Raw genomic sequence first — 21,560 nt, 5'->3', positions numbered from 1 at the left:
GTGAATCATCAGCAGAACTGGGTGGCGTACTTCTACCCCGAACCCTACCAGCACGTCATGCGGAACAAGCCGGGTATCAAGGACCCCGCGGCACTTTCGCTCTACGAGCACCGTATCATCACCCGACGAGGCTACGAGCTCACCAAGAACCCCGAGCTTATCGCCCGCACCTTCGACGCCGAGCACCTCAAGGCCATTCACCGCTATCTCTTCCAGGACGTGTACGACTGGGCGGGGGAGTACCGCACCGTGGACATGTCCAAGGGTGTGAGTGCTTTCGCGAGCGTTCAGCGCGGGCCCTTGAGTATTGACCGGTACCTCGACTACGTTTTCGCCACTAGCCGCGCGACTGACTGGGCGAGCCTGAACCATCAGGAGTTTGTGGAGGTTGCCGCCGCGATTTTTGCGCACCTGAACCAGGCGCACCCTTTCCGCGAGGGGAACGGCCGCGCGACCCGCATTTTTATGGATCATGTGGCGGCGCGTAGTAATTTCCGGTTTGATTATGCGCGTGCTGGCCGCCGCGGCTGGAACCAGAGTTCGATGTTTAGCGGCCCGGATCGCGGGTATTTTGAGGTGCATCCGGAGGAGCTGCATCAGCTGTTCGGCATCATTACTGTGCCGTGTGACGCGTAGTCAGGCCACTAATACACCTCGGGCAGATGCCCGATGAGGGCATTAAAGCGCGGATGTCCGCCACCTTATTGGTAAGGCGGTGGGTTTTCCCTGTATGCGCGGGGGTGAGCCCATTCCATCAAGCCGCCTAATCTGAGCCTCCCCGCGTTCCCCGTATGCGCGGGGATGAGCCCGACAGACACGCTTATATGTTGGATTTTGGTCACATTATTGTATATTTGTCCCGTACCCAATTTCGGTGCATGCCCGAGAAGGCAGCATCTCAGCCGACGTTGGCTGTTCATTATAGACTGCATCACACAGTGCTTACATCGAATTTGGCTCGAGTTGTGAAGTCAATGGGGGATCTTCAAGAGGCGGAGCGACTGTTCAGAGAGGCCATCGCGATGGACCCAGAGTTCGCCGAATACCACCAGGATTTCGCGTCGTTCTTGAGCGATATGGGCCGTTTTGAGGAAGCAGCGGTAGAGGCAGGACGCACGGTTGAGCTCGAACCGAGCATAGATGTCCAGGTAGCTCTCAACGACCTCCAAGCCCGTTTTCCGAACGACGAACTTATTAACGAGGCCGTACACCTGAACTCGAATACCGAATGACTGGAAATGTAATGGTGATTAATCACAAGCGACGGGGCGAAGCACAGAGCGCTCCTAGCCTGCATCTGAGAGACATGCCCATCGAGCACTTGTATGTACGCTATCAAAGGATAGCGCGGAACCTGCCGAGACGGATCCGCTGGCTTGCTTTGGTATTCGCGCCAACGAGCACGAGTTTCACCGTCTTCACCGCTGGCCTACTGAATGTTGCAGGGGCTCTGATGATTACGGCAGGTATCGGCCAGGTAACGTCAGGTGAGAGGACCCCAGGCAGTGCTATTTGGTTACTCATCTTCGCTTTCCTGGCTGAAAGCCTAGGGTACTGGGTGAAGGAACGCCAAGAGCTTATTCTCACGATCGCGGTTCGACAGCTCACATACCGCCGTTTCCGGGACATCTTTAGTAGGTCATCCCATCCGCCGGAAGCTCACGGGCATGTTCTCACATACCCAGGACAGATCAGCCAGTTTGCCTTCGTTGTTGATTTCGCCGTTTCAACCGTTCAGATTATTGCCTTTCTCGCGGCTTCGCTCGCGCTATATGGTGCAAGCGGCGCCATCGCTACGTTGCTCATCACTGGATTGGTATTCGTCAGCGTCCGTCTCATCAACTTGGTGGGCCGACTATGGGAACAGTACGTCGCTCTAGAGGGAGAGCGTAGGCAGTGGATCCAGCGTGTAGCAAACGCGTTGCCTCGAGGGCGAAGCATCCCCAGCTGGGGTACCGCCCTGGACAAGGTCGCTAGCATCCGAAACACCGAAGAGCAGCTTCTGCGCAGACGGGTCCCGTTGCAGGTCCTGAATGGATTCCTTGAACGGGGAGCACTAACTGCGGTGCTCGCTGTGGTTGCGGTTCTCGGCGCGTGGCTCTGGCCATCCGCTCATTTTGGTATTGGAATTATTTTGGCAGCCCGCTACCTGTACGCAGCGGTGCAGAACAACATCGTAAACTATCGGGTTATTCGGCTCGCTGTGCCAATGATGCGTGAGCTCGACAAGCTCGAGTCGTCTCCAAATTGCACGGTTAAACAGCAGGACTTGGTGGGGCAGCCTTCAAATTCTAGAGAGGTGCTTGCATCTACGTCTGAGCGCGCTGAAGCATTGCGCACATCCGTGACCACCCCCGATTCTGCTTTCGTACCACGCAACCCGGAAGTGTCCCATTCGGTGTTGTCAGCGTGGCGAGCTTCTGCTTCGCCACATCAGGTATCCCGGTTCACTAGCCTCGCTTTAGGTATGGGGCTCACTGAGGATGTGATCGGGCGGTTCTGGCAAGACGCAACAACCTTGTCGTCAGGAGAGAGACACCGTGCTGCTGTCGCTATCGTTTTGGCAGACAAACCGGACTGGCTAATTTTGGACGATACGTTCGCAGCGCTTGATCCTGTAACACGAGAAGTGGTTGCCGAGAGGATCTTAGAGTGCGTGCCAACGTGCACACTTCTGGCAAGCTCGGAGGAGTACGTACCGAGTGCCTTCACCTCCGGCAATGATGCGAGGGTAGACCCTCTTGAGTTGCAGGCTCATAGCCCCGGGGCAGCTAAGGAGGCAGATGCTGGTTCGACGGATGTGAGCGAGGGACAGGACCTTCCTGACCCTGAGCCGAAGCGTGCCACATTCCGACGATCGGCCCTGTTGTTGTTTGGACCGCATTTGGTGTGGATTACGTGTGGCGCCCTACTCTTGAGCGGATCCGAAGTTGCTTTTGCATTGACGATTGCTCACAGTGATGGGCTGTCTGCTCAGGTTGCTGGAGTGTCAGCTGCTTGCGCACTGGCAGCAATTGTTGGGTCCGTCATGTTCTTTGGCCCGCTCTACTGGGCTCCCATCGCTAGGCTGAGCGATTTGCACGACCGGATTATACGGAGGCTCGATCGATTCGCTAGTCCTAGAACAAGCGGTGCGGTCATGGGGCGGATGGGTGAAGACTTCTCCGACCTTCAGATGTCGGTGCCTAGCGCCCTGGGTTCGGTATTTATGGTCATTCTACAGACCTTTATGCTCATCGGAGGCGCAGTGGCTGGCGCCCCGCTGTTCATAATCGTTGTGTTGGCGGTAGCACCCCTAGCGATGCTTGCTATGCGTCAGGGTTCAAAGTGGATTCTCCCTGCCTCGACGACGGCTGCCAATCGCCGAGGTGACTTCATCGGGGTGGTTGGTGCCCAGGCTGGCTTACACGCTGTGCCCGTCAGTGCAGGGCTGCGTCGGGCTGGAGAAGAAGCCTACGCTCATTCGGAGGCTGCATACGTCAGCAGCTCGATTCAGTTGGCGAACGCCTACGCACTGCGTACGGGACTGATTCAGTCGCTTGTGTTGTCACTGAATGTTTCTGCAGCGGTATTGGCACTGATGGTCGAAGGATCGAACTCAGTGGTTGCTCCCGCGGTCGTAATATATTTTGCAGTAACTCTGTCATCTGGCATCCAATCTACGGTGGAGACGCTGCAACAGGTTGGTGTAGTCAGCTTGACTGCGGAGCGTGTTCGGATGCTTGAAGAGTACCGGGCCGACCGTTCTTATCCGCCCGTGCGGTCTGCTGACCTGGCTCTGCTTGAGAGCGTTCTTGACTCTGGGTGTTCTATGGTTGCCTTGATTGGACCAACTGGCGCGGGGAAGTCCGTCATGCTTGATGCTCTATACCGCCGGTATCCCCAAGGCGAAGTGGTAATCGTACCAGATATCGATCCGTTCGCATCTGAAGCATCGAATTCGAGCGGGCTCATGCTTGCGCGTTCCGTGTTACGTGACGGCGCTGCCCGGCTTGTGTTGCTTGATGAGACCTTGAAGAGTCTCACTCCGTCAGAGGAGCGCGCTGAGCTCGAATCGATGGCGTGCGCTATCGAGGGCAGTGACAAGCAGGTTGTGATTGTCCTTCACTCGCGCTCTAACCTTGATCGTTTCAAAGAAGTGGTGAATTTAGATGCGTGAGCTGACCCAAGTACTACGTTTTTCTCCAAGAACTATCGAGGACGAAACGCGAATCTATAGGGCCAAACCTATAGCCTGGACCGATTCGTCGGTGGCAGTTCTGAACGAGTACGGCGCCACACTGTGCACACCCGCCCCTCCTGCCCCCGATAATGCCCCGATACTGCCCGCGACAAAAACCCCCGTTAAAAACGCGGTCGGGGCCGTCTCGCACGCAGGCTCGAAAAGTGCGAGAATGGAGCAGAAAAGAAAACTACGAAAGAAGATACTTTCATGCTTATTCTCGTTGTGAACGCCGGTTCTTCCTCCCTGAAGTACCAGGTGCGTGACACCTCCCTGCCCGAGGCAGAGCAGATGCTGACCTCCGGCCTCGTCGAAAACATCGGCACCGACGTGCCCAACCACGAGGTCGCATTCGACATCATGTCCGAGAAGCTCGAGCCCGTCCTGCACGGTCGTGAGCTGCAGGCAGTCGGCCACCGCGTGGTGCAGGGTGCAGAGAAGTTCACCCACCCCGCCCTGCTCACCGAGGAAGTTGTCCAGCAGATCGACGACCTCTCCCCGCTGGCACCGCTGCACAACCCCGCACACGCTCAGGGCATGCGCGCAGCAATGCACAAGTGGCCCTCCCTGCCGCAGGTTGCAATCTTCGACACCGCGTTCCACTCCACCATGCCCGAAGAAGCATGGCGCTACGCAATCCCCTACGACCTGGCTGACAAGTACAGCATCCGCCGCTACGGCTTCCACGGCACCAGCCACGAGTACGTCTCCCACGTTGCAGCTGACATGCTCGGCATTGCACGCGACGAGTTCAACGGCATCGTTGCTCACCTCGGTAACGGCGCGTCCGTGACCGCTGTGAAGGGCGGCAAGTCCGTCGACACCTCCATGGGCTACACCCCGCTGGCTGGCCTGATCATGGGTACCCGCTCCGGCGATATCGACCCCTCGGCACTGACCACCATCCTGTCCCGTGAAGGCATCGACGGTGAACGCCTGGACACCATCCTGAACAAGGAGTCCGGTCTGCTCGCACTGGCTGGCTCCAACGACATGCGTAAGGTCGTTGAGGCTGCACAGTCCGGCGACGAGCGTGCACAGCTCGCACTGGACATGACCTCCTACCGCCTGATGAAGTACATTGGCGGCTACAACCTGGTTGTTGGCGGCGCGCAGGCACTGATCTTCACCGCAGGTATCGGTGAGAACTCCGGCGACTTCCGCAAGCTGGTCCTGGACCGCCTCGGCGCTCTCGGCATCAAGTACAACGAGGAAGAGAACGCTAAGCGTTCCCCCGAGCCGCGCGTGATTTCCACCGAGGATTCCGCTATCAAGGTGCTGGTCATCCCCACCAACGAGGAGAAGGCTATCGCTGAGGCTACCGAGGAACTCGTCAAGAGCCTCTAAGCCCCACGCACCCCGCCGTGTAGGCGGCTCAGCGTAAAGTAATCCGCCGTAGCGTCCCGTCATATGGGTGCTGCGGCGGATTTCTTATGCCCGCAAGGCGGTGCGCCCCCTGCACTGTGTGTCCCGGAGTCTCTGCACTGTGCGCCCCGGCGCTGTGTATTCCGATACTGTGTATTCCGGTGCTGGGGCGTGCTGTAGCGTCGCGAATGGGCATTCTATGAGAAAAAGCGCATTCACATTCACTAGTAAGTGCCCAAAAACGATAGAGTGGAATCAGATAACACTCGATACGAAGCGGACGAGACATGACTCAACCCCCTGAAAACCACCAGCAGCCCGGCGGGCAGTTCAACGCCCAGCCCGGCCAGCAGGCATTCCACGCCCCCGGTGAGCCCCTCCCGCAGGACCTCTCCGCCGGCTGGCTCCCCGAAGACGAGCGCCAGAAGCCGGTCAGTCCCCTGCCCCAGCCGAAGCTCTTCGCCTACCAGTCGATGCTGCCGCCGAAGGTGCTGCACGCGCTGCGTCACCCCTCCGAAATTCCGTGGCTGGTCGCCGCCTACGCGGTCACCGCGGTCGGCTACATTGTGCTGTTCATGGCGCTGGCTGACCTGTTTAGCTCGATGATGCGTTACGTCTTCAGCTCAACCGGTGAAGGCTCGGTTCGAGTACCTTCCGGTAGCACCTCCGCAAGCCTGGAAGACCTGATTTTCCAGACGGTTGGTCTGCTCATCCTGGGCCCGATTGCCATCTTCATTGTTCGTGCAATCTACTACGCGCAGCAGCGTGTTCGCGGTGTGCGCATCACCCCGACCCAGTTCCCTGAGGCGTACCAGATGCTCGCCGAAGCAGCTGAGGCGGCAGGCCTGCGCCGCGTGCCGGATGCGTACGTCATCCTCGGTAACGGCGTGATGAACGCTTTCGCGGCAGGTCACGGCTTCCGCCGCTACATCTGCCTGTACTCTGACCTGTTCGAGATCGGCGGTAAGTCCCGTGACCCGCAGGCGCTGCGCTTCATCATTGGCCACGAGGTGGGCCACATCGCCGCAGGTCACGTCGGTTATTTCCGTCTGATTTTCACCACGCTGTTCAACCAGATTCCGGTGCTGTCGAGTGCGCTGTCCCGCTCGCAGGAGTACACCGCCGACAACTTCGGCTACCGCTTCTGCCCCGAGGGTGCTGAGGGTGCTGTCAAGGTGCTTGCGGCAGGTAAGTACCTGAACAAGCAGGTCAACTTCGATGAGCTTGCCGACCGTGCCGTCACCGACCGCGGCCTTGCCGTCTGGTACGTGAACCTCCTGGCAAGCCACCCCATCCTCACCTGGCGTGCGCATGCGCTGCGTGACCGCACCCAGCCCGGCCGCCTGTTCTGGCGCCCGACTGAGAACCCGGTCAAGGACGCCGCACCGCGCGTTCCTGTCCTGATTCCGGCGGCGGAGCCGGTGCACATGTGGCCTGACCCGATTCAGTCCACCGAGTTCATGCGTGAGCACCAGGACACCTGGGCTGACCACACCCTGGAAACCGTGGACGTGTACTCCAAGCCCGAGAACGCCCCCGAGTTTGATGCGAACTCTACGCTGTTTGCTGGCTGGCTCACCGAGCAGGCTCGTGCCTTCCACGGTCAGCGTTGGGATGCGTACGCTGCCGCCGGTGGCGTGCCGGCACCGGGTGCTCCCGGTGGCCCGCAGATGCCCGCACCGGGTCAGCCCGCACCTAATCAGCCTGCCTACGGTCAGCAGCCCGGCTTCGGTCAGCCTGCCGCAGGTCAGAATGGTGCGGCCCAGAACGGTGCAGGCCAGCCCGCCCCTGAGCAGTCCTCTAATGGTCAGCCTAACGGACAGTCTTCTAATGGCCAGTCTGCTCCTGAGCAGTACGGTTACGGCCAGTACGGTAGCGGCTCCTCTGAGGGTGGCTCGTACGGTTATGGCTTCGACGGCGATAAGAAGTAGCTAGTAGCCGCCCGGGCGCTCTCTAAGCGCCTCATCTGGGCCGCACAGCTCAATAACCTTCACGAACCCGTCGGGGTGCCTAGGCGCTCCGGTGGGTTCGGTTGTTAACCGCCTCCTCACAGGCTCGCAGTAGGTTGCTACAGCCGCCCGTAACCTTCACCTCCGCCCCGCCCTGTAGCTGAGATGTACCCGGCACCCCGGCACCTTCACATAGGCGCAGGTCTAGAATGGACAGCATGCTTTCATCACTTCGCTCCATCAAACTCGACCCGCTGCTGACCATGCTCATTAGCGCGGTCATCCTCGCAATTATTGTGCCGGCGCGCGGCGACTTCGCCGAATGGTTCAGCACCGGAACGAAGTTCGCGGTCGCCCTGCTGTTCTACCTGTACGGCGCTCGCCTCTCCACCGCGGAGGCTATTCGCGGCCTGACCCACTGGCGTCTGCACCTGATGATTCTGAGCTGCACGTTCGTGCTGTTCCCCCTGGTCGGTTTGGCGCTTTCACCGCTACGTCTTGTGCTCGGTGATGGGTTGTACATGGGCATTCTGTTCTTGACCTTTGTGCCCTCGACCGTGCAGGCGTCGATTGCGTTCACCTCGATTGCCGGCGGTAACGTGGCGGCGGCGATTGTGAGCGCCTCGCTCTCTTCGATTGTGGGTGTGGTGGCGACCCCGCTGCTCGCCATGATGCTGATGAACACGGGCCATATTGAGTTCTCCGGAACGGTCTTCCTGGACATTGCCATTCAGCTGTTCCTGCCGTTTGTGCTCGGTCAGCTGACGCGCCGCTGGGTGGGGGAGTTCGCCAAGAAGCCGACCACCAAGTGGTTGGATAAGTTCTCGGTCATGATGATTGTGTATTCGGCGTTCTCTGCCTCGGTGGTGCAGGGTGTGTGGACGCGCGTGGCGTGGTGGCAGATTGTGCTGCTGGTTGTGCTCATGGCGATTATTGTGGTGTTCATGCTGTGGCTGACCGACCAGCTGGCTAAGCGCCTGGGGTTCAACCGTGCCGACCGCATTACGATTCAGTTCTGCGGTTCGAAGAAGTCGCTGGCGGCTGGCCTGCCGATGGCAATCATTATTTTTGGTGCGGGCTCGCTGGGTCTGATGATGCTGCCAATCATGATTTTCCATCAGGTTCAGTTGATGATTTGTACCTGGCTTGCGGGCCGCTATGCGCGCTTGGATGTGGTGGGTGCCGCCTCCGCGAAGGAAGTTCAGTAGGGGCTTGAACCCTATCTGCCGGGGTGCTCGGCGGGTGCTATTGGGGGCCTCTGAGCCTGTGAGATAAGCCTCTGATGAGGGGTTTTAATGGGTTCTTTGGGACTGGATGACCTGTCTATGAAGTGATATAGCGCGCATTCATCGAAAAACTCTCTGACTAGTGCATTTGTGTGCAAAATATGGTATTTGTACTGGTCAGTTGGTTTTCTGTGGGTTATGTGCACTCTATTGCATCAAAGTGACCGGCGAGACAATCAACACTATCGGGTGTTGAGCGGCGAAAAAGCCCCAATTTTGCCCTAGAATATTTTGTCGATGGGTTAGACAGATTTGCATCCTGTATGCAAGAATTTATGACTCACATGGGAATGGTTGAGATTCACTCCCTCACACCGCCCACGAGCATTGATGCAGCGGATTCACTCCCCGCCCGCATCCCACACCGGAAGAGACTCACTCCCTCAACCGGAAGGAAGCTCAAAACCATTTATTCACTCAAACACAACTGGATACACTCAGCTTAATGACGCGCTTAGATTCTATCTATGCGCTAATCGCTGTCTGTATCCGCCAAGAAAGAGGACACTCCATGGCTACCATCATGAGCGTGAACGTATGCGATTCCAAGTACAACGCTGACCCCACCGGCGTACGAGACTCCACTAGTGCTATCCAGAAGGCTATCGATGATGTTGCTGCGCAGGGCGGCGGCTCTGTGGAGATTCCCGGCGGCATGTACCGCGTCTCCTACCCCTTCATCGAAATGAAGCACCGCGTCGAGATCTTCGGCCACGGTCAGGCAACCCGAATCGTCGCTTTCACCGACAAGGGTATTCCCTCCACCAAGAACGGTAGCTACGAATGCACCGGCGTTTTCCACACCGGTAGCTACACCACCCCCATGAGCGGTGGCACCAACCAGAACAAGCCCATGCGTATGGGCGTGCGTGACCTGTTCATCCGCACCAACAAGTACAACCTGCCGCTGGACTCCAAGAGCAACCAGATTTTCCTGGAGAAGCACACCCAGCCCGTCGACAACGTTGCAGGCGTCATCTTCCACACCCGCATTGCGGACGCTAACCCCGGTGAGCCGGACGCAGTGCCCACCCTGTCCAACATCGAAATCTGGGACACCGCCATTGGCGTTGCGATCCTGGGCCTGGACGACCAGGGCATGAAGATTGACAAGCTGCGCATCCGTCAGACCCTGCGTCAGGGCCTGCTGGTCGGTAAGCCCGTCGGCCACCCGCTGCGCCCCCGTGAGGGTGACACCCCCGGTGCGGCAGATAACAAGTTCTCCATGATTGACGTTTCTGACGCAAACATGAGCTTCGGCACCTACGCGGGCATCGAGATTTACACTTCTCAGTCCAAGTTCGAGGCGTCCACCAGCTGGTTCAACAAGCGTAACCAGGGTAAGAACGCCCTGTACGAAGTGAAGACCCGCCACGTGGGTGCAGGCTGGTTCATTCAGGGCACCCGCAACATGTTCATTGGCTGCACCGCCCAGGAGAACGCCGGTCACGGCTGGCTCGTGGAGTGGGGCAACAACCAGTTCATTGGCTGCCTGGGCGAGTCCTCCAGCTTCCAGGATGCTGTTACCGGCGCTGCTCGAGGCGACGAGGCAGCGAACTGGTACATTGGCCGTAACGCACGCGGTAGCCGCTTCGTGGCTCCTCGCTCGCACAACCCTTACAGCTGGGCGAAGGCTTCCCTGTACGGCTTCTACATTGAGAACAACATTCGCGATATGCACATTACGACTGCGTCCGCGAAGGATGACCGTATTGGTGAGAACAACATGATTGGCCGCCGTGTTCACGTGACCGGTGCTATGGGCGATAACGTGCTCATCGAGGTGGATCATATTCGCCACGCGACTTTCGCGCCGAAGCAGCTGGAGAAGCGCGGCAACGGCGTGTTCATGGGCTAACCCTCGCGGGTTGAGCTACGCGGGCTGAGGCTCGTGATTACAAAATCTTAAAACGCATACGCCTGAGGGGCGGGGAGTAATCCCCGCCCCTCGGCGTTTAATGCCCCGCACGATGCGGCGGCAGAGGGCGCTGGCGAGAGCCGCGTGAGGCGGCAGAGGAGTGGGCATCACAGTGCCCGGTCATCGCCTCCACACGCCCAATGCGGTACCCTTGAGCAGAAGGCAGGTCTGCCGGTGCACAGACTCGCACACGCCAACACACCCGCAGAAATGCGCCCAACACACCGCACCACACAAACTCAACACTGCACCCACGCAGCACCGTATTCACCGCATACTGCCGTATTCACTCAATTCACTCACCACGCCGCCTTCAGCACCGAACGCGGTATCCATCGAAAGAATTGAGCCCCTCATGCCCGATACGCCCATGAGCATCAACGCCATCAACTACGGCGCAGACCCCACCGGTGCCAAAGACTCCACCGTAGCCATCCAGCGTGCCGTCGACGCTGTCGCCGCACGCGGCGGCGGATCCGTAGAACTACCCCGCGGCATCTACCGCGTCTCCTACCCCTTCATCGACATCAAGCACCGCGTCGAAATCTTCGGCTACGGCTCCTCAACCGTCGTCATCGCGCACTCCGACCGCGCCATCCCCACCACCGCCAACGGCCACACCGAATACACCGGCGTGTTCCACGTCGGCAGCTACACCACCCCCGTCTACGGCAACTACAACGCCAACAAGCCCATGCGTATGGGCGTACGCAACCTGCACATCCGCACCAACGCCGCAAATACCCCCATCAGTAGCTACCCGCTCGATGCGCACACTGCCCCGCTGAATAACGTCGCCGGCGTCATCTTCCACACCCACCTGACCGGCGACCTGCTCAACGAACCGGACATCGTGCCCGTTATCGCCGGTGTGGAAGTCTGGGACACCGCCATCGGCGTTGCCGTGCTCGGTCTGGATGACCAGGGCATGAAAATTGACGACGTGACCATCCGCCGCACCCTCAACCAGGGCCTGCTGCTCGGCAAGCCCGCCGGTCACCCCCGCCGCCCCAACGAAGGCCAGAACTCCGGCGCGGCAGACAATAAGCTGCGCGGTATCGACGTTGCCGAGGCGAATCTCAGCGGCGGCTCCTACGCCGGTATCGAGGTGTACGCGGCGCAGGCTAAGTTCGAGAACTGCTCCAGCAACAGCAACCACCGCACCAGCAACAAGTACGCCCTCTACGAGCCCGCCACCCGCCACGCCGGCGCAGGCTGGATCGTGCAGGGTGAACGCAACATGTTCATCGGCTGCACCGCCCGCTCCAACGCGGGTCACGGCTGGATCGTTGAGTGGGCGCACAACGTCTTCATCGGATGCGAAGCGGAAGGCTCCAGCTGGGCTGGCACCGTCAGCGGTGCCGCCGGTGCCGACGAGGCCGCCAACTGGTACATCAGCCGTAACGCGCGCGGTACCCGCATGGTCGCGCCCGTCTCCTACAACCCGCCGGAGAAGCCTGCCTCCCTGTACGGCTTCTACATTGAAAACAAGATTTACGACCTGCGCATCACTGAAGGTACCGCCAAGGACGACCGCATCGGTGAGGGTAATATGCTCGGCCGCCGCGTGTACATCACCGGCGAGATTGGCGCGAACGTGGTCATTGAGGTTGAGGAACTGCGCCACTCCACCTCGCCCGCCGGTCAGCTCACCAAGGAAGCTTATAACGTGATGCGCGGCTAGTAGAGGCTGACGGTCGCTACTAGACACGCCCGAACCGGTTCGGGACTTTCCTGTGAATCGTGAGGGAGGCGCGTGTGCCCTAGTGGGCGCGTTATACCGCTATATATCAGCTAAAAATCAAAGCAGCTGTGAATGGAATACATACCATTCGCAGCTGCTTTGTCGTTTAGAACAATGTTTAATTTTTAGTTGATAAAAGTCTCAATTAAATATTGAATAAAATATTAATATGTACTTTAAACTTTCTATGGCGGTGTAAAACAGTCCATTCACTGTGCACCGCCATAGCCGTGCGACAGTATGTGGAACACGCACATCATTGGTGCACACCAAAACCGCGTATCGCCGCACGTCAGCCCCTATTCATTGCCGCTTCTCACTATTCCTCAACGCACTCCTTTCCCCTTTTCTTATTCGCTCCATTGGCGACCCCGCGGTCGACCCAAAAATCGGTTCCTTCCGGCCGGTTCCCAACCACAATTACATAAGGACAGCCCATGCTTCCGGTTATCTCCCGAGCACTCACACCCACCACTCGCGCACGCCGCACCTTCGCTCTCGCCCTCGCCCTCGCCCTCGGTGCCGTACCCGTCACCTCCGCGGTGAGCGCACAGCCTGCCGCCCACGCTGCAGAACCCGCAGTGAACCTGCAGCTCGTCATCAAGACAGAGCAGCCCAAGGACGATCCCAGCTACGTAGAATGCGTCGCCAACTTCCTTGGCACCATGAGTGCCACCCCCGGCGTGTGGGCGGTCTGCCACGGCTACCTCGACAGCGAAGAATACACCGTCACTCGCCGCCACAGCACCGCAACCGTCACCCGCGGCCAGCTGGTGCGCATGCTCTACCGCATGGCGGGATCGCCGACCGTCAAGAACCTGCCCAAGACCTCCCCCTACAAGGATGTGGCAACCACCGACCCGGACTACCCCGCCTACATCTGGGCGGCGGACGCGGGCATCACCTCCGGCTGGGATGACGGGCTCTTCCACCCGGACGACTACGCCACCCGCCACACCCTCGCCGCGTTCCTCTATCGCGCCGCAGGTAGCCCCGACGGTGCCGCGCGCCTGCGCCAGATCCGCCGTCCGCTACGTGCCGAAGTCAAGAAGACTGAGCAGTTCAAGACCGAAAACCGCTGGGCAGCCCGCACGCTCGGCGCCTACCCCGAAGTGGACCGCGACGGTGACGGCGCGGCAGACGTGGTGGACCCCGCCAGCCCCCTGTACTTCTCCGACGCCCTGTACATGCTCAAGGCGTACGGCGATAAGGGCCTGAAGGTTGTGGGCACTCCCGCCGTTGACTAGGAGTAATACCGACCAGATTCAGTGCTAACTAGATTCAGCGCTGACTAGCGCATATATTCACCGCCCGCCGGTGCGACCCAATGGGTTACGCAGGCGGGCGGTGTGCTGTTCTGGTTGATTGCGAGCGCCCATGCCGCCGCGCAATCGCCTCCGCGCAATGAGAGGCGCCTGCTCTGCACCCGCTAAGCTAGAAGGCATGAAGATTGCCACCTGGAACATCAACTCAATCCGCGCCCGTGAGAACCGCGTCGAAGACTGGCTCGACGAACACGACGTTGACGTGCTCGCCCTGCAAGAAACCAAAACCAAGGACGAAACCTTCCCCTTCGACCTCTTCGAATTCATGGGTTACGAGGTTGCGCACTTCGGCCTGAATCAGTGGAATGGCGTGGCAATCGCCTCCCGAGTTGGCCTCGAAGATGTGCAGCGCGGCTTCGATAATCAGCCGCACTTCGGTAAGCCCGGCGAACCCGAGGTGCTGGAGGCGCGCGCGATCGGTGCGACCTGCGGCGGCGTGCGCGTCTGGAGCCTCTACGTGCCCAACGGCCGCGGCCTGACCGACCCGCATATGGACTACAAGCTCCGCTGGATGGAGGCGCTGCGTCAGAACGTGCACAACGAACTGGCTGCTAACCCGCAGTCGCAGCTCGCCCTGGTCGGTGACTGGAACGTCGCCCCCGAAGACGCCGACGTGTGGGATATTGACTACTTCCTGCGCAACGAAATGACTCACGTTTCCGCACCCGAACGCCGCGCCTTCGCCGCCCTACTCGAAGAGGGCATGGTGGATGTAGTACGCCCGCACACTCCGGGCGAGTACACCTACTGGGACTACCAGGCGGGCCGCTTCACCAAGGATGAGGGCATGCGCATTGACTTTCAGCTGTTCTCGCCTGCGCTTGCCGCACGCGTGGAACGTGCCTGGATCGATAAGGTGGAGCGCGCCGGTGAAGGCGCAAGCGACCACACGCCGGTCGTGGTTGAGATTGCCGACTAAACGGAGCGTATAGCTTGCCGTAGAACCGCGTGCAGTAAGGAAGCGGGGGAGGGGTCCCTCGCCTCCTTGCTGTATCTGCTGGTGCTTCTGCCCTGTGTTTCTGCGTGCCTGCCCCTGGGTTTCTGCCAATATTTCAAGGTTTTCTGTGTGGCTTAGTTGAAAAGTTCGGCTAGCCGAACTATTGTTAAATTCCGCCCGGGACGACAGGCAAAAGCGCATTATGATGCCTGCGCAGACACAACCGTGTCCCTAGCGTCCCGGCGCGGCAAATTCCACACATCAACCACATACTCAAACCCGTGACTTCCAATGAAGGATGCCTCATGAACGCTCTCACCCCCGCAGGCAGCAACGCACGCCGCCTCATCCAGGCGCTCTGCGCCGCCCTCGCACTCACCCTGCTACTCGTACTCACCGGCTGCGGTAGCACCGCCAGCACCACCGAAGGCGCTAAGAGCAGCAGCGGCAAGAAGACCGTGCTCACCACCTTCACCGTGCTCGCAGACATCGCCCGCAACGTGGCAGGCGACGACCTGAATGTCGAATCCCTCACCAAGCCCGGCGCCGAGATTCACGAGTACGAGCCCACCCCCTCCGACCTGAAGAAGGCGCACGCCGCCGACCTGGTGCTCGACAACGGCCTGAACCTCGAATCCTGGTTCGCGAAGTTCGTTGAAGAATCCCATGCTAAGCACGTGACCGTCTCCGAGGGGGTCACGCCCATCTCCATTACCGAGGATGCCTACGAGGGCAAGCCCAACCCCCACGCCTGGATGAGCCCCAGCAACGTACAGAAGTACGTGGACGTGATGATTCGCGAATTTAGCGCCCTCGACCCGAGCCACGCCGCCGACTACAAGTCCCGCGGTGAAGCCTACAAGAAGCAGCTGCAGGGCGTGCGTGACGAGCTCGTCAAGGAAATCTCTACCCTGCCCGAGAACCAGCGCGCACTGGTCACCTGCGAAGGCGCCTTCTCCTACCTGGCGGCAGACGCGGGCCTGAAGGAAAAGTACATTTGGGCGGTCAACTCCGAACAGCAGGCGACCCCCTCGCAGATTTCCTCCGCGATCGATTACGTGCGCGAGAACCAGGTTCCCGCCGTGTTCTGCGAATCCACCGTCTCTGATAACCCGATGCGCCAGGTCGCAGACGCCACCGGCGCACGATTCGGCGGCGTGCTCTACGTGGACTCGCTCTCCGAGGCGAACGGCCCCGTGCCCACCTACCTGGACATGATCCGCTACGACGCACGTACCATCGTTGCGGGCCTCAAGGGCAACTCCTAAACCCGGCATAAACCCCGAATAAACCCGGCATAAACCCGGGCCAACCCCGGCATCGAAAACCCTGGGTAAACCCCAAACCCCCGATAGGATAGGAGGGGCGTCGCCTTCTTGGCTCCGCTCCTCCCACGCCGTTAACACTCGCTCACACAGCACCCACTCAGCAACACGCAAGCAAGTACACCCGCCCCACGCATACGGTGACCACCAGAAAGAACACAAGGAATGAGCACTCTTCTCAGCTGCGAAAATGTGCACGTGAACTACGGGCCAGTCCGCGCCCTCACTGGCGCATCCTTCACCCTGGACACCGGGCGTATCTGCGGCCTGATCGGCATGAACGGCTCCGGCAAATCCACCCTTTTCAAAGCCATCATGGGGGTCGTACCCATGCACGCCGGCAGCATCACCCTCGACGGGCAGCCCGTCGGCGGTAACCGTGGCAGCCGCGGCAAGAACGCGCACCATCACCGCGCCGGGCTCGTCAGCTACGTGCCGCAGAGCGAAGAAATCGACTGGACCTTCCCCATCTCCGTGCGCGAGGTGGTCAGCATGGGACGCTACCGCAACCTCGGCATCACCCGCCGCCTGCGTGCCGCAGACCGTGCCGCCGTGGATGAGGCGCTCGCCCGCGTGGAACTGACCGACCTTGCCGACCGTCAGATTGGGGCGCTTTCGGGCGGTCAGCGTAAGCGCGCCTTCGTGGCACGCGCTATCGCTCAGGGCGCCCAGCTGCTGCTGCTGGATGAGCCTTTCGCCGGCGTGGACAAGCGTAGCGAAGCGATGCTCATTCAGGTCATCGAACAGCTGCGTGACGAGGGCGCGACCGTGCTGGTTTCCACGCACGACTTGGCGAGCCTGCGCCAGTTCGCCGACGAGGCGCTACTGCTACGCGGCGATATTCTGATGCACGACACCCCCGAGAAGGTGCTCGCCCCCGAGAACCTGGTGCGTGCCTTCGGCATGGAAGTGGACGCCGGCGCGTCGGTCGCTACCGGCGCTGCTACCTCCGGCACTACTACGATCAGCTCTGTGGAAGGGAAGAACTAAATGGACATCCTCAACTTTCTGGTGGAGCCGCTGACCCTGCCCTTCATGCTCCGCGCATTCGTGGTCACCGTGCTTGCCGCCGCCGTCTGCGCTCTGCTCTCCTGCTGGCTCGTGCTGCTCGGCTGGTCACTTATGGGGGATGCCATTTCGCACGCGGTGCTACCCGGTGTGGTGCTCGCCTATATTTTTGGTGCGCCCTTCGCAGTGGGTGCGGTGGTTGCCGCCCTCGTGGCGGTAACTCTTATCGGCGGGGTGCGGCGCAGCGGCCGCGTGCGCGAGGACGCCGCGATCGGCATCGTGTTCACGACCATGTTTGCGTTCGGTCTGGTGCTGATTTCGGTTACGCCGTCGAATACCGACCTGAACCATATTCTCTTCGGTAACGTGCTGGGCGTGTCCTGGTCGGACGTCTGGCAGGTCGCCATCCTCGCGGTGATTGTTGCCGCCGTGCTGCTGGTCAAGCGCCGCGACTTCGTGCTGTACGCCTTCGACCCGGGCTTTGCGCAGGCGGTGGGGTTGCGTCCGCGTCTGCTCGGCGCGCTGCTGCTCATTATGCTGGCGCTAACCTCCGTGGTGGCACTGCAGATCGTGGGTGTGGTGCTGGTCGTGGCGATGCTCGTCATCCCCGGCTCCACCGCGCGCCTCATCACGGACCGGTTCGTGCCGATGCTCGCGGTGAGCGTGGGAGTCTCCCTGGTGGGCACGCTGACCGGCTTGTACGCCAGCTACTACGCGGACGTATCCCCCGGTGGTGCCGTGGTCGTCACGCAGGGCATACTGTTCGCCCTGGCGTACGTATTCGCCCCGCGCTACGGTCTGCTGGGCAGGATGCGCGCCCGCCGACTCAGCACTGCCGCAACGAAAACTGAGCCCTCAGCTTCCTAAAACTAACTCAATACAGCGCTAGGCGGAGGCCCTTCATGGGACCTCCGCCTAGCGCTATTTTCTGAAATTCTAGGGTGCCGCTACCGCCCTGTATCTAGCGCACCGTGCGGGACACGAACAGGGAGGCGGTCGCCTCCGCACCCAACGGAATAATGGTACCGCCGGGCTTCACCGCACCGGCCGCGTCCGTCTCGTGCAGGTTGCCGGAACCGGCACCGACCACGCTCACGTTCACCGCCTCCGAGAAGGGCGCACCCTCCTCAATGTGCAGGCGCACGCCGGGCACAAAACCGTGGCCCTGCAGGTAGCGCAGCAGGCGCGGGTCGTCATCGTTGATGCGTTCGAGCACGACTGTTTCGCCGGGTTCGCACTGGCTCAGCGGCACGGTCTGCGGAAAACTAATATGCCCCGAAGAGTCCGGGATCGGGTCGCCGTGCGGGTCGCGGGTCGGGTGCCCCAGCAGGGTGTCGATGCGGTCCACCATGAAGTCGGATACCGCGTGCTCCAGAACCTCCGCCTCGTCGTGCACACGGTCCCAGGTGTAGCCGAGGGTCTCCACGAGGAACGTCTCAATGAGGCGGTGGCGGCGAATCATCGCCAGCGCGTAGGAGCGGCCGGTTTCAGTGAGCTCAATAGCGCCGTAGGGCTGATGCTCAATCAGGTCGGCGGCGGCGAGGCGCTTGAGGCCGTCAGATACCGAAGAAATGCGCAGACCCATGCGTTCTGCCAGGGCGGATGCGGTGGCAGGGGTTTTGGTCCATTCTTCGAGGCTCCAGATTTCCTTGAGATAGTTCTGGGTGCTGACGGAAAGTTCTGAGAGAGGCATAAAGATAAGTCTACCTTTTCTCTGGTTTTGCCCGTCGAGCTGCAGGGTATTCAGCGCGGGTTTAAAAAGCGTCCCGCCCGGATAGTTCACCCCTGGCAGGGGGCGACCATCACGGGCGGGATCAGGTGTTCGGTTCCGCGCTGGCAGGCACTAAAGGCTGGCAGGTACCAGGTACGAAGGCTGACAGGCGCGAAAGAATGAGGGGGGCGCGGCGGCGGTTAGGTGGCGCGGCGGCGCGAACGGTCAATACGGGTCAGCAGCTCGATGAGCGCACCGCGTGCCGCCTGCTCCTCATGCCAGAGGGAGCGGACGAGGGTGCGGCTGACCGCCTGGGTGGTGATGCCGAGTGCGGTTGCGGCGGCCTTCTGCTGGCCGCGTACGCCGGGTACGAGCAGGTTTACTACGCGCCATTCGGCGTCGGTGCGGTCGGCGCATACGCGGTAGAGCAGGCGTGCGGAGCCTGCGGCGAGGTCGGCGAGATGGCGGTTGTCGGCGCTGACGCTGATGCAGCGTACGGGTGCGCCTCCCTGTGCTTCTTCGACGGCGAGGCGTGAGAATTCGAGGGCGTCGCCGGTGCAGTCGGTGGTGCTGACGGCGCCGAGTGCGCCTGCGAATCGGGGGATGTTGAGCTCGCCGATTCCGATGCCGACCCAGAAGCCGTTATCGCGCGCGGCAATGAGCGCCGCGTGGAGTGCGTCGCTGGCGCGGTCGAAGGCGCCCTGAATTTCGTCAGGGTATGTCTGGGCGAAGGCAACACGCGGGTTGAGCTTTGCGAGTTCGTCCGACAGTGCAGTGAGTGAGTGCTGTGCGGAACGTTGAATAAAGGTTAGAACGAACACCTTCCTATTATGCCGTAAAACCTTCAACAAGCGGCGTAAGGTTCGCCGTAATACCGGCAACATTTAAACCCCTAAAAATGCGCATTGATAAGGGGAATTATCGTGAGCATGCACTGTGTGCAGAAATCCTCGAAAGGACGTAGAACACCCCCGAAAGGAAAATAATTTTCATGCAAGTGCACGTTGAATTATTCGCTTTCGGGGGCGTTGAGTGGAGTTGATAGACGGGGCTACCGCGGAACTACTGTGCGTTCGTTACCTGCGAGATATGCGGCAGCTGACGCAGCGGCTTCTGGAATACCATCACCACCAGCGACAGGAAAATGAACACCGCGTAGAACAGCGCCGTGTACGTAATACCCCAATCAACAATGAGGAAGCCTGCCAGCAGAACAGCCAGCGGGGTCAGCGCCATATTCGGGATGCCCTGCACCGAGTGCACGCGACCGATCATGTGCTCCGGGGTGGATGCGTTAATGTACGCAATGATGCTCGAATTGAAGGAAGGGAGCACAATACCCGCCAGCACAATCAGCAGGCACACCGCCCACAGCATCGAATGAACCACCGGCAGCAACAGGTAGCACGCCGACATGATGGCCAGGGAGGTGATACCGAGCGGGCCGAGCGCAAACTTCTCGGTCAGCGGACCGACCAGGAACGAACCGAGCAGCACGCCCACGCCGAAGGCGCTCGCAAAGATACCGATGAAGAGCGGGTGTGCGCCCTCCAGGGTGTAGTAGTAGATGAAGGTGAGCGGAATACCGACCGTTCCAAAGTTCGCAAGCGTTGAAACGAACGCAATTGACACCAGCACCTTGTTCTTCAGGATGTACTCGAAACCGGCTTTTGAGTCCTGCCAGAAGCTGGTTTTCTCGCCTTCCTCCTCTTCTGCGGGCTGCCGACTAGCGCCGTAGCTCTTGGGCGCGACGATGAATGCCAGCAGGTTGACGACCGCGTGAACTGCGGTCATGAGCACGGTCGAGAAGCCGATAATGATACCGGCGACCGGGCCGCCCAGCAGGTTAGCGGTGGACTCGCGCGTCTCACCCATACCGGAGGCGTACCCCAGGTGTTCCTTGGGGACTACACGGGTGATGATGGACTGTTCACTCGGGTAGTCAAAGGTGGAAATGATAGCGGCGAGAGAAATCGTGATCACCAAAACGTAAATATTGGTGACGTTGAAAACGAGGTAGAGAAGAATCGCTATCCAGGACAGTGACTGGCCGATACAGGACAGTGCCAGGCACTTTGAGGGGCCGATTCTGTCGACCCACGTTCCAGATATTGCTCCGGCGCAGGTGGCGAGAACACCCGCGACGAAGAGGGTGATACTCGCAGCTTCGGGGGAGCCGGTCAGCGCCAAAATAATGATGGGCGTGGTGATATAGCTCATCGAGTCTGAGAGCTGGTTGGCTCCAATGGCAAAGAGAGTATTTCGAAAATCTCTATTCTTGAGTAGCTCGGTGTTGACACTCATGGGGGACCTCCACGATGGGGTTGGGTGTCGCGCGGCGTGCAGTCCGTCGTGCGTAGTTCATTGTGCGCAATTCGTAGCGCGCAATCGTATGAGTGAATACCCCGACAGCCGGCTGTGCCTGCCTGTATTCGCTTGTTTTCGCCTGTGCCCGCCGGTCATGACGGGCCCGCCGGTCATCACGGGGTGGTTGAGGATGCACTGGGCGGCTCATCGGGAGCCACCCCCGCACAAGAAGTGTGTCGCGCGATACTTTAGATTCTATAAGAGATGTTAATCATATACATGAACGCTGGTTGAAAAACTTTCCTCATTTTGAGTATTGACATTAGGGTTAGTTTGACTATAATTCATTCTTGGTGCTTCCGCCCGGCTGAGCCCTGACTAAACCCGGCTGACCCGATTCCGGGCACACCAAAGACGCCCGCAACCAGGCTCCGCCAATCCACACCGCCAGACCCTGTTACAG

General features: G+C 60.0%; 16 protein-coding genes. 13 read left to right on the top strand and 3 right to left on the bottom strand.

Features of this window, described 5'->3' with window-relative positions:
- The 13 genes from HMPREF2879_RS01610 (at position 1) to HMPREF2879_RS01550 (ending at position 17,946) form a co-directional block, all read left to right on the top strand.
- Positions 1–636: a Fic/DOC family protein gene (locus HMPREF2879_RS01610; protein WP_049326770.1), complete on the top strand. Its 636-nt coding sequence runs from the start codon at positions 1–3 to the stop codon at positions 634–636.
- Between the two features lie 155 nt (positions 637–791).
- On the top strand, positions 792–1,232 hold the full coding sequence (locus tag HMPREF2879_RS09590) for a tetratricopeptide repeat protein (RefSeq protein WP_082245193.1): 441 nt from the start codon (positions 792–794) through the stop codon (positions 1,230–1,232).
- A 74-nt stretch (positions 1,233–1,306) separates the two neighbouring features.
- Entirely contained in the window at positions 1,307–4,159 is a 2,853-nt protein-coding gene (locus tag HMPREF2879_RS01600; RefSeq protein WP_246822885.1) for a hypothetical protein, read from the top strand.
- 273 nt (positions 4,160–4,432) lie between these two features.
- Positions 4,433–5,569 carry an acetate/propionate family kinase gene (locus HMPREF2879_RS01595; RefSeq protein ID WP_070634663.1) on the top strand — a complete coding sequence of 379 codons (1,137 nt, stop codon included), beginning with the start codon at positions 4,433–4,435 and terminating at the stop codon, positions 5,567–5,569.
- Between the two features lie 305 nt (positions 5,570–5,874).
- A complete protein-coding gene (locus HMPREF2879_RS01590) occupies positions 5,875–7,518 on the top strand; it encodes a M48 family metallopeptidase (protein WP_070634662.1) in 1,644 nt (547 codons plus the stop codon).
- 227 nt (positions 7,519–7,745) lie between these two features.
- Positions 7,746–8,744, top strand: coding sequence for a bile acid:sodium symporter family protein (locus tag HMPREF2879_RS01585; RefSeq protein WP_371325814.1), 999 nt, complete (start codon positions 7,746–7,748; stop codon positions 8,742–8,744).
- Between the two features lie 589 nt (positions 8,745–9,333).
- Positions 9,334–10,680 carry a glycosyl hydrolase family 28-related protein gene (locus HMPREF2879_RS01580; protein WP_049352715.1) on the top strand — a complete coding sequence of 449 codons (1,347 nt, stop codon included), beginning with the start codon at positions 9,334–9,336 and terminating at the stop codon, positions 10,678–10,680.
- Positions 10,681–11,095: 415 nt separating this feature from the next.
- Positions 11,096–12,424 carry a glycosyl hydrolase family 28-related protein gene (locus HMPREF2879_RS01575; protein WP_070634660.1) on the top strand — a complete coding sequence of 443 codons (1,329 nt, stop codon included), beginning with the start codon at positions 11,096–11,098 and terminating at the stop codon, positions 12,422–12,424.
- 497 nt (positions 12,425–12,921) lie between these two features.
- Complete coding sequence (locus HMPREF2879_RS01570) at positions 12,922–13,731, top strand: S-layer homology domain-containing protein (protein ID WP_070634659.1); 810 nt, start codon at positions 12,922–12,924, stop codon at positions 13,729–13,731.
- 196 nt (positions 13,732–13,927) lie between these two features.
- On the top strand, positions 13,928–14,728 hold the full coding sequence (locus HMPREF2879_RS01565; RefSeq protein WP_070634658.1) for an exodeoxyribonuclease III: 801 nt from the start codon (positions 13,928–13,930) through the stop codon (positions 14,726–14,728).
- Positions 14,729–15,051: 323 nt separating this feature from the next.
- Entirely contained in the window at positions 15,052–16,014 is a 963-nt protein-coding gene (locus HMPREF2879_RS01560) for a metal ABC transporter substrate-binding protein (RefSeq protein WP_070634657.1), read from the top strand.
- Positions 16,015–16,236: 222 nt separating this feature from the next.
- Positions 16,237–17,061 (top strand): metal ABC transporter ATP-binding protein, encoded by an 825-nt coding sequence (locus HMPREF2879_RS01555; protein ID WP_049346251.1) that lies wholly within the window; start codon positions 16,237–16,239, stop codon positions 17,059–17,061.
- The gene (locus HMPREF2879_RS01550; protein ID WP_049346253.1) at positions 17,062–17,946 is read left to right on the top strand and encodes a metal ABC transporter permease; all 885 of its coding nucleotides are present in this window, start codon (positions 17,062–17,064) and stop codon (positions 17,944–17,946) included. It abuts the gene before it with no gap.
- A 94-nt stretch (positions 17,947–18,040) separates the two neighbouring features.
- Here the strand turns inward: HMPREF2879_RS01550 and HMPREF2879_RS01545 are convergent, their stop codons facing one another.
- The 3 genes from HMPREF2879_RS01545 to HMPREF2879_RS01535 form a co-directional block, all read right to left on the bottom strand.
- Positions 18,041–18,772, bottom strand: a complete 732-nt coding sequence (locus HMPREF2879_RS01545) for a metal-dependent transcriptional regulator (RefSeq protein WP_005504316.1) — start codon at positions 18,770–18,772, stop codon at positions 18,041–18,043.
- Positions 18,773–18,990: 218 nt separating this feature from the next.
- Entirely contained in the window at positions 18,991–19,611 is a 621-nt protein-coding gene (locus tag HMPREF2879_RS01540) for a hypothetical protein (RefSeq protein WP_005507641.1), read from the bottom strand.
- A gap of 241 nt (positions 19,612–19,852) precedes the next feature.
- Positions 19,853–21,094, bottom strand: coding sequence for an MFS transporter (locus HMPREF2879_RS01535; RefSeq protein WP_070593038.1), 1,242 nt, complete (start codon positions 21,092–21,094; stop codon positions 19,853–19,855).
- Positions 21,095–21,560: the final 466 nt, after the last annotated feature.

Source organism: Rothia sp. HMSC069C04 (assembly GCF_001812895.1).
Taxonomy (GTDB): Bacteria; Actinomycetota; Actinomycetes; order Actinomycetales; family Micrococcaceae; genus Rothia.
Note: the sequence above shows the minus strand (reverse complement) of the source record. Positions and strands in the feature narration are given on the sequence as shown.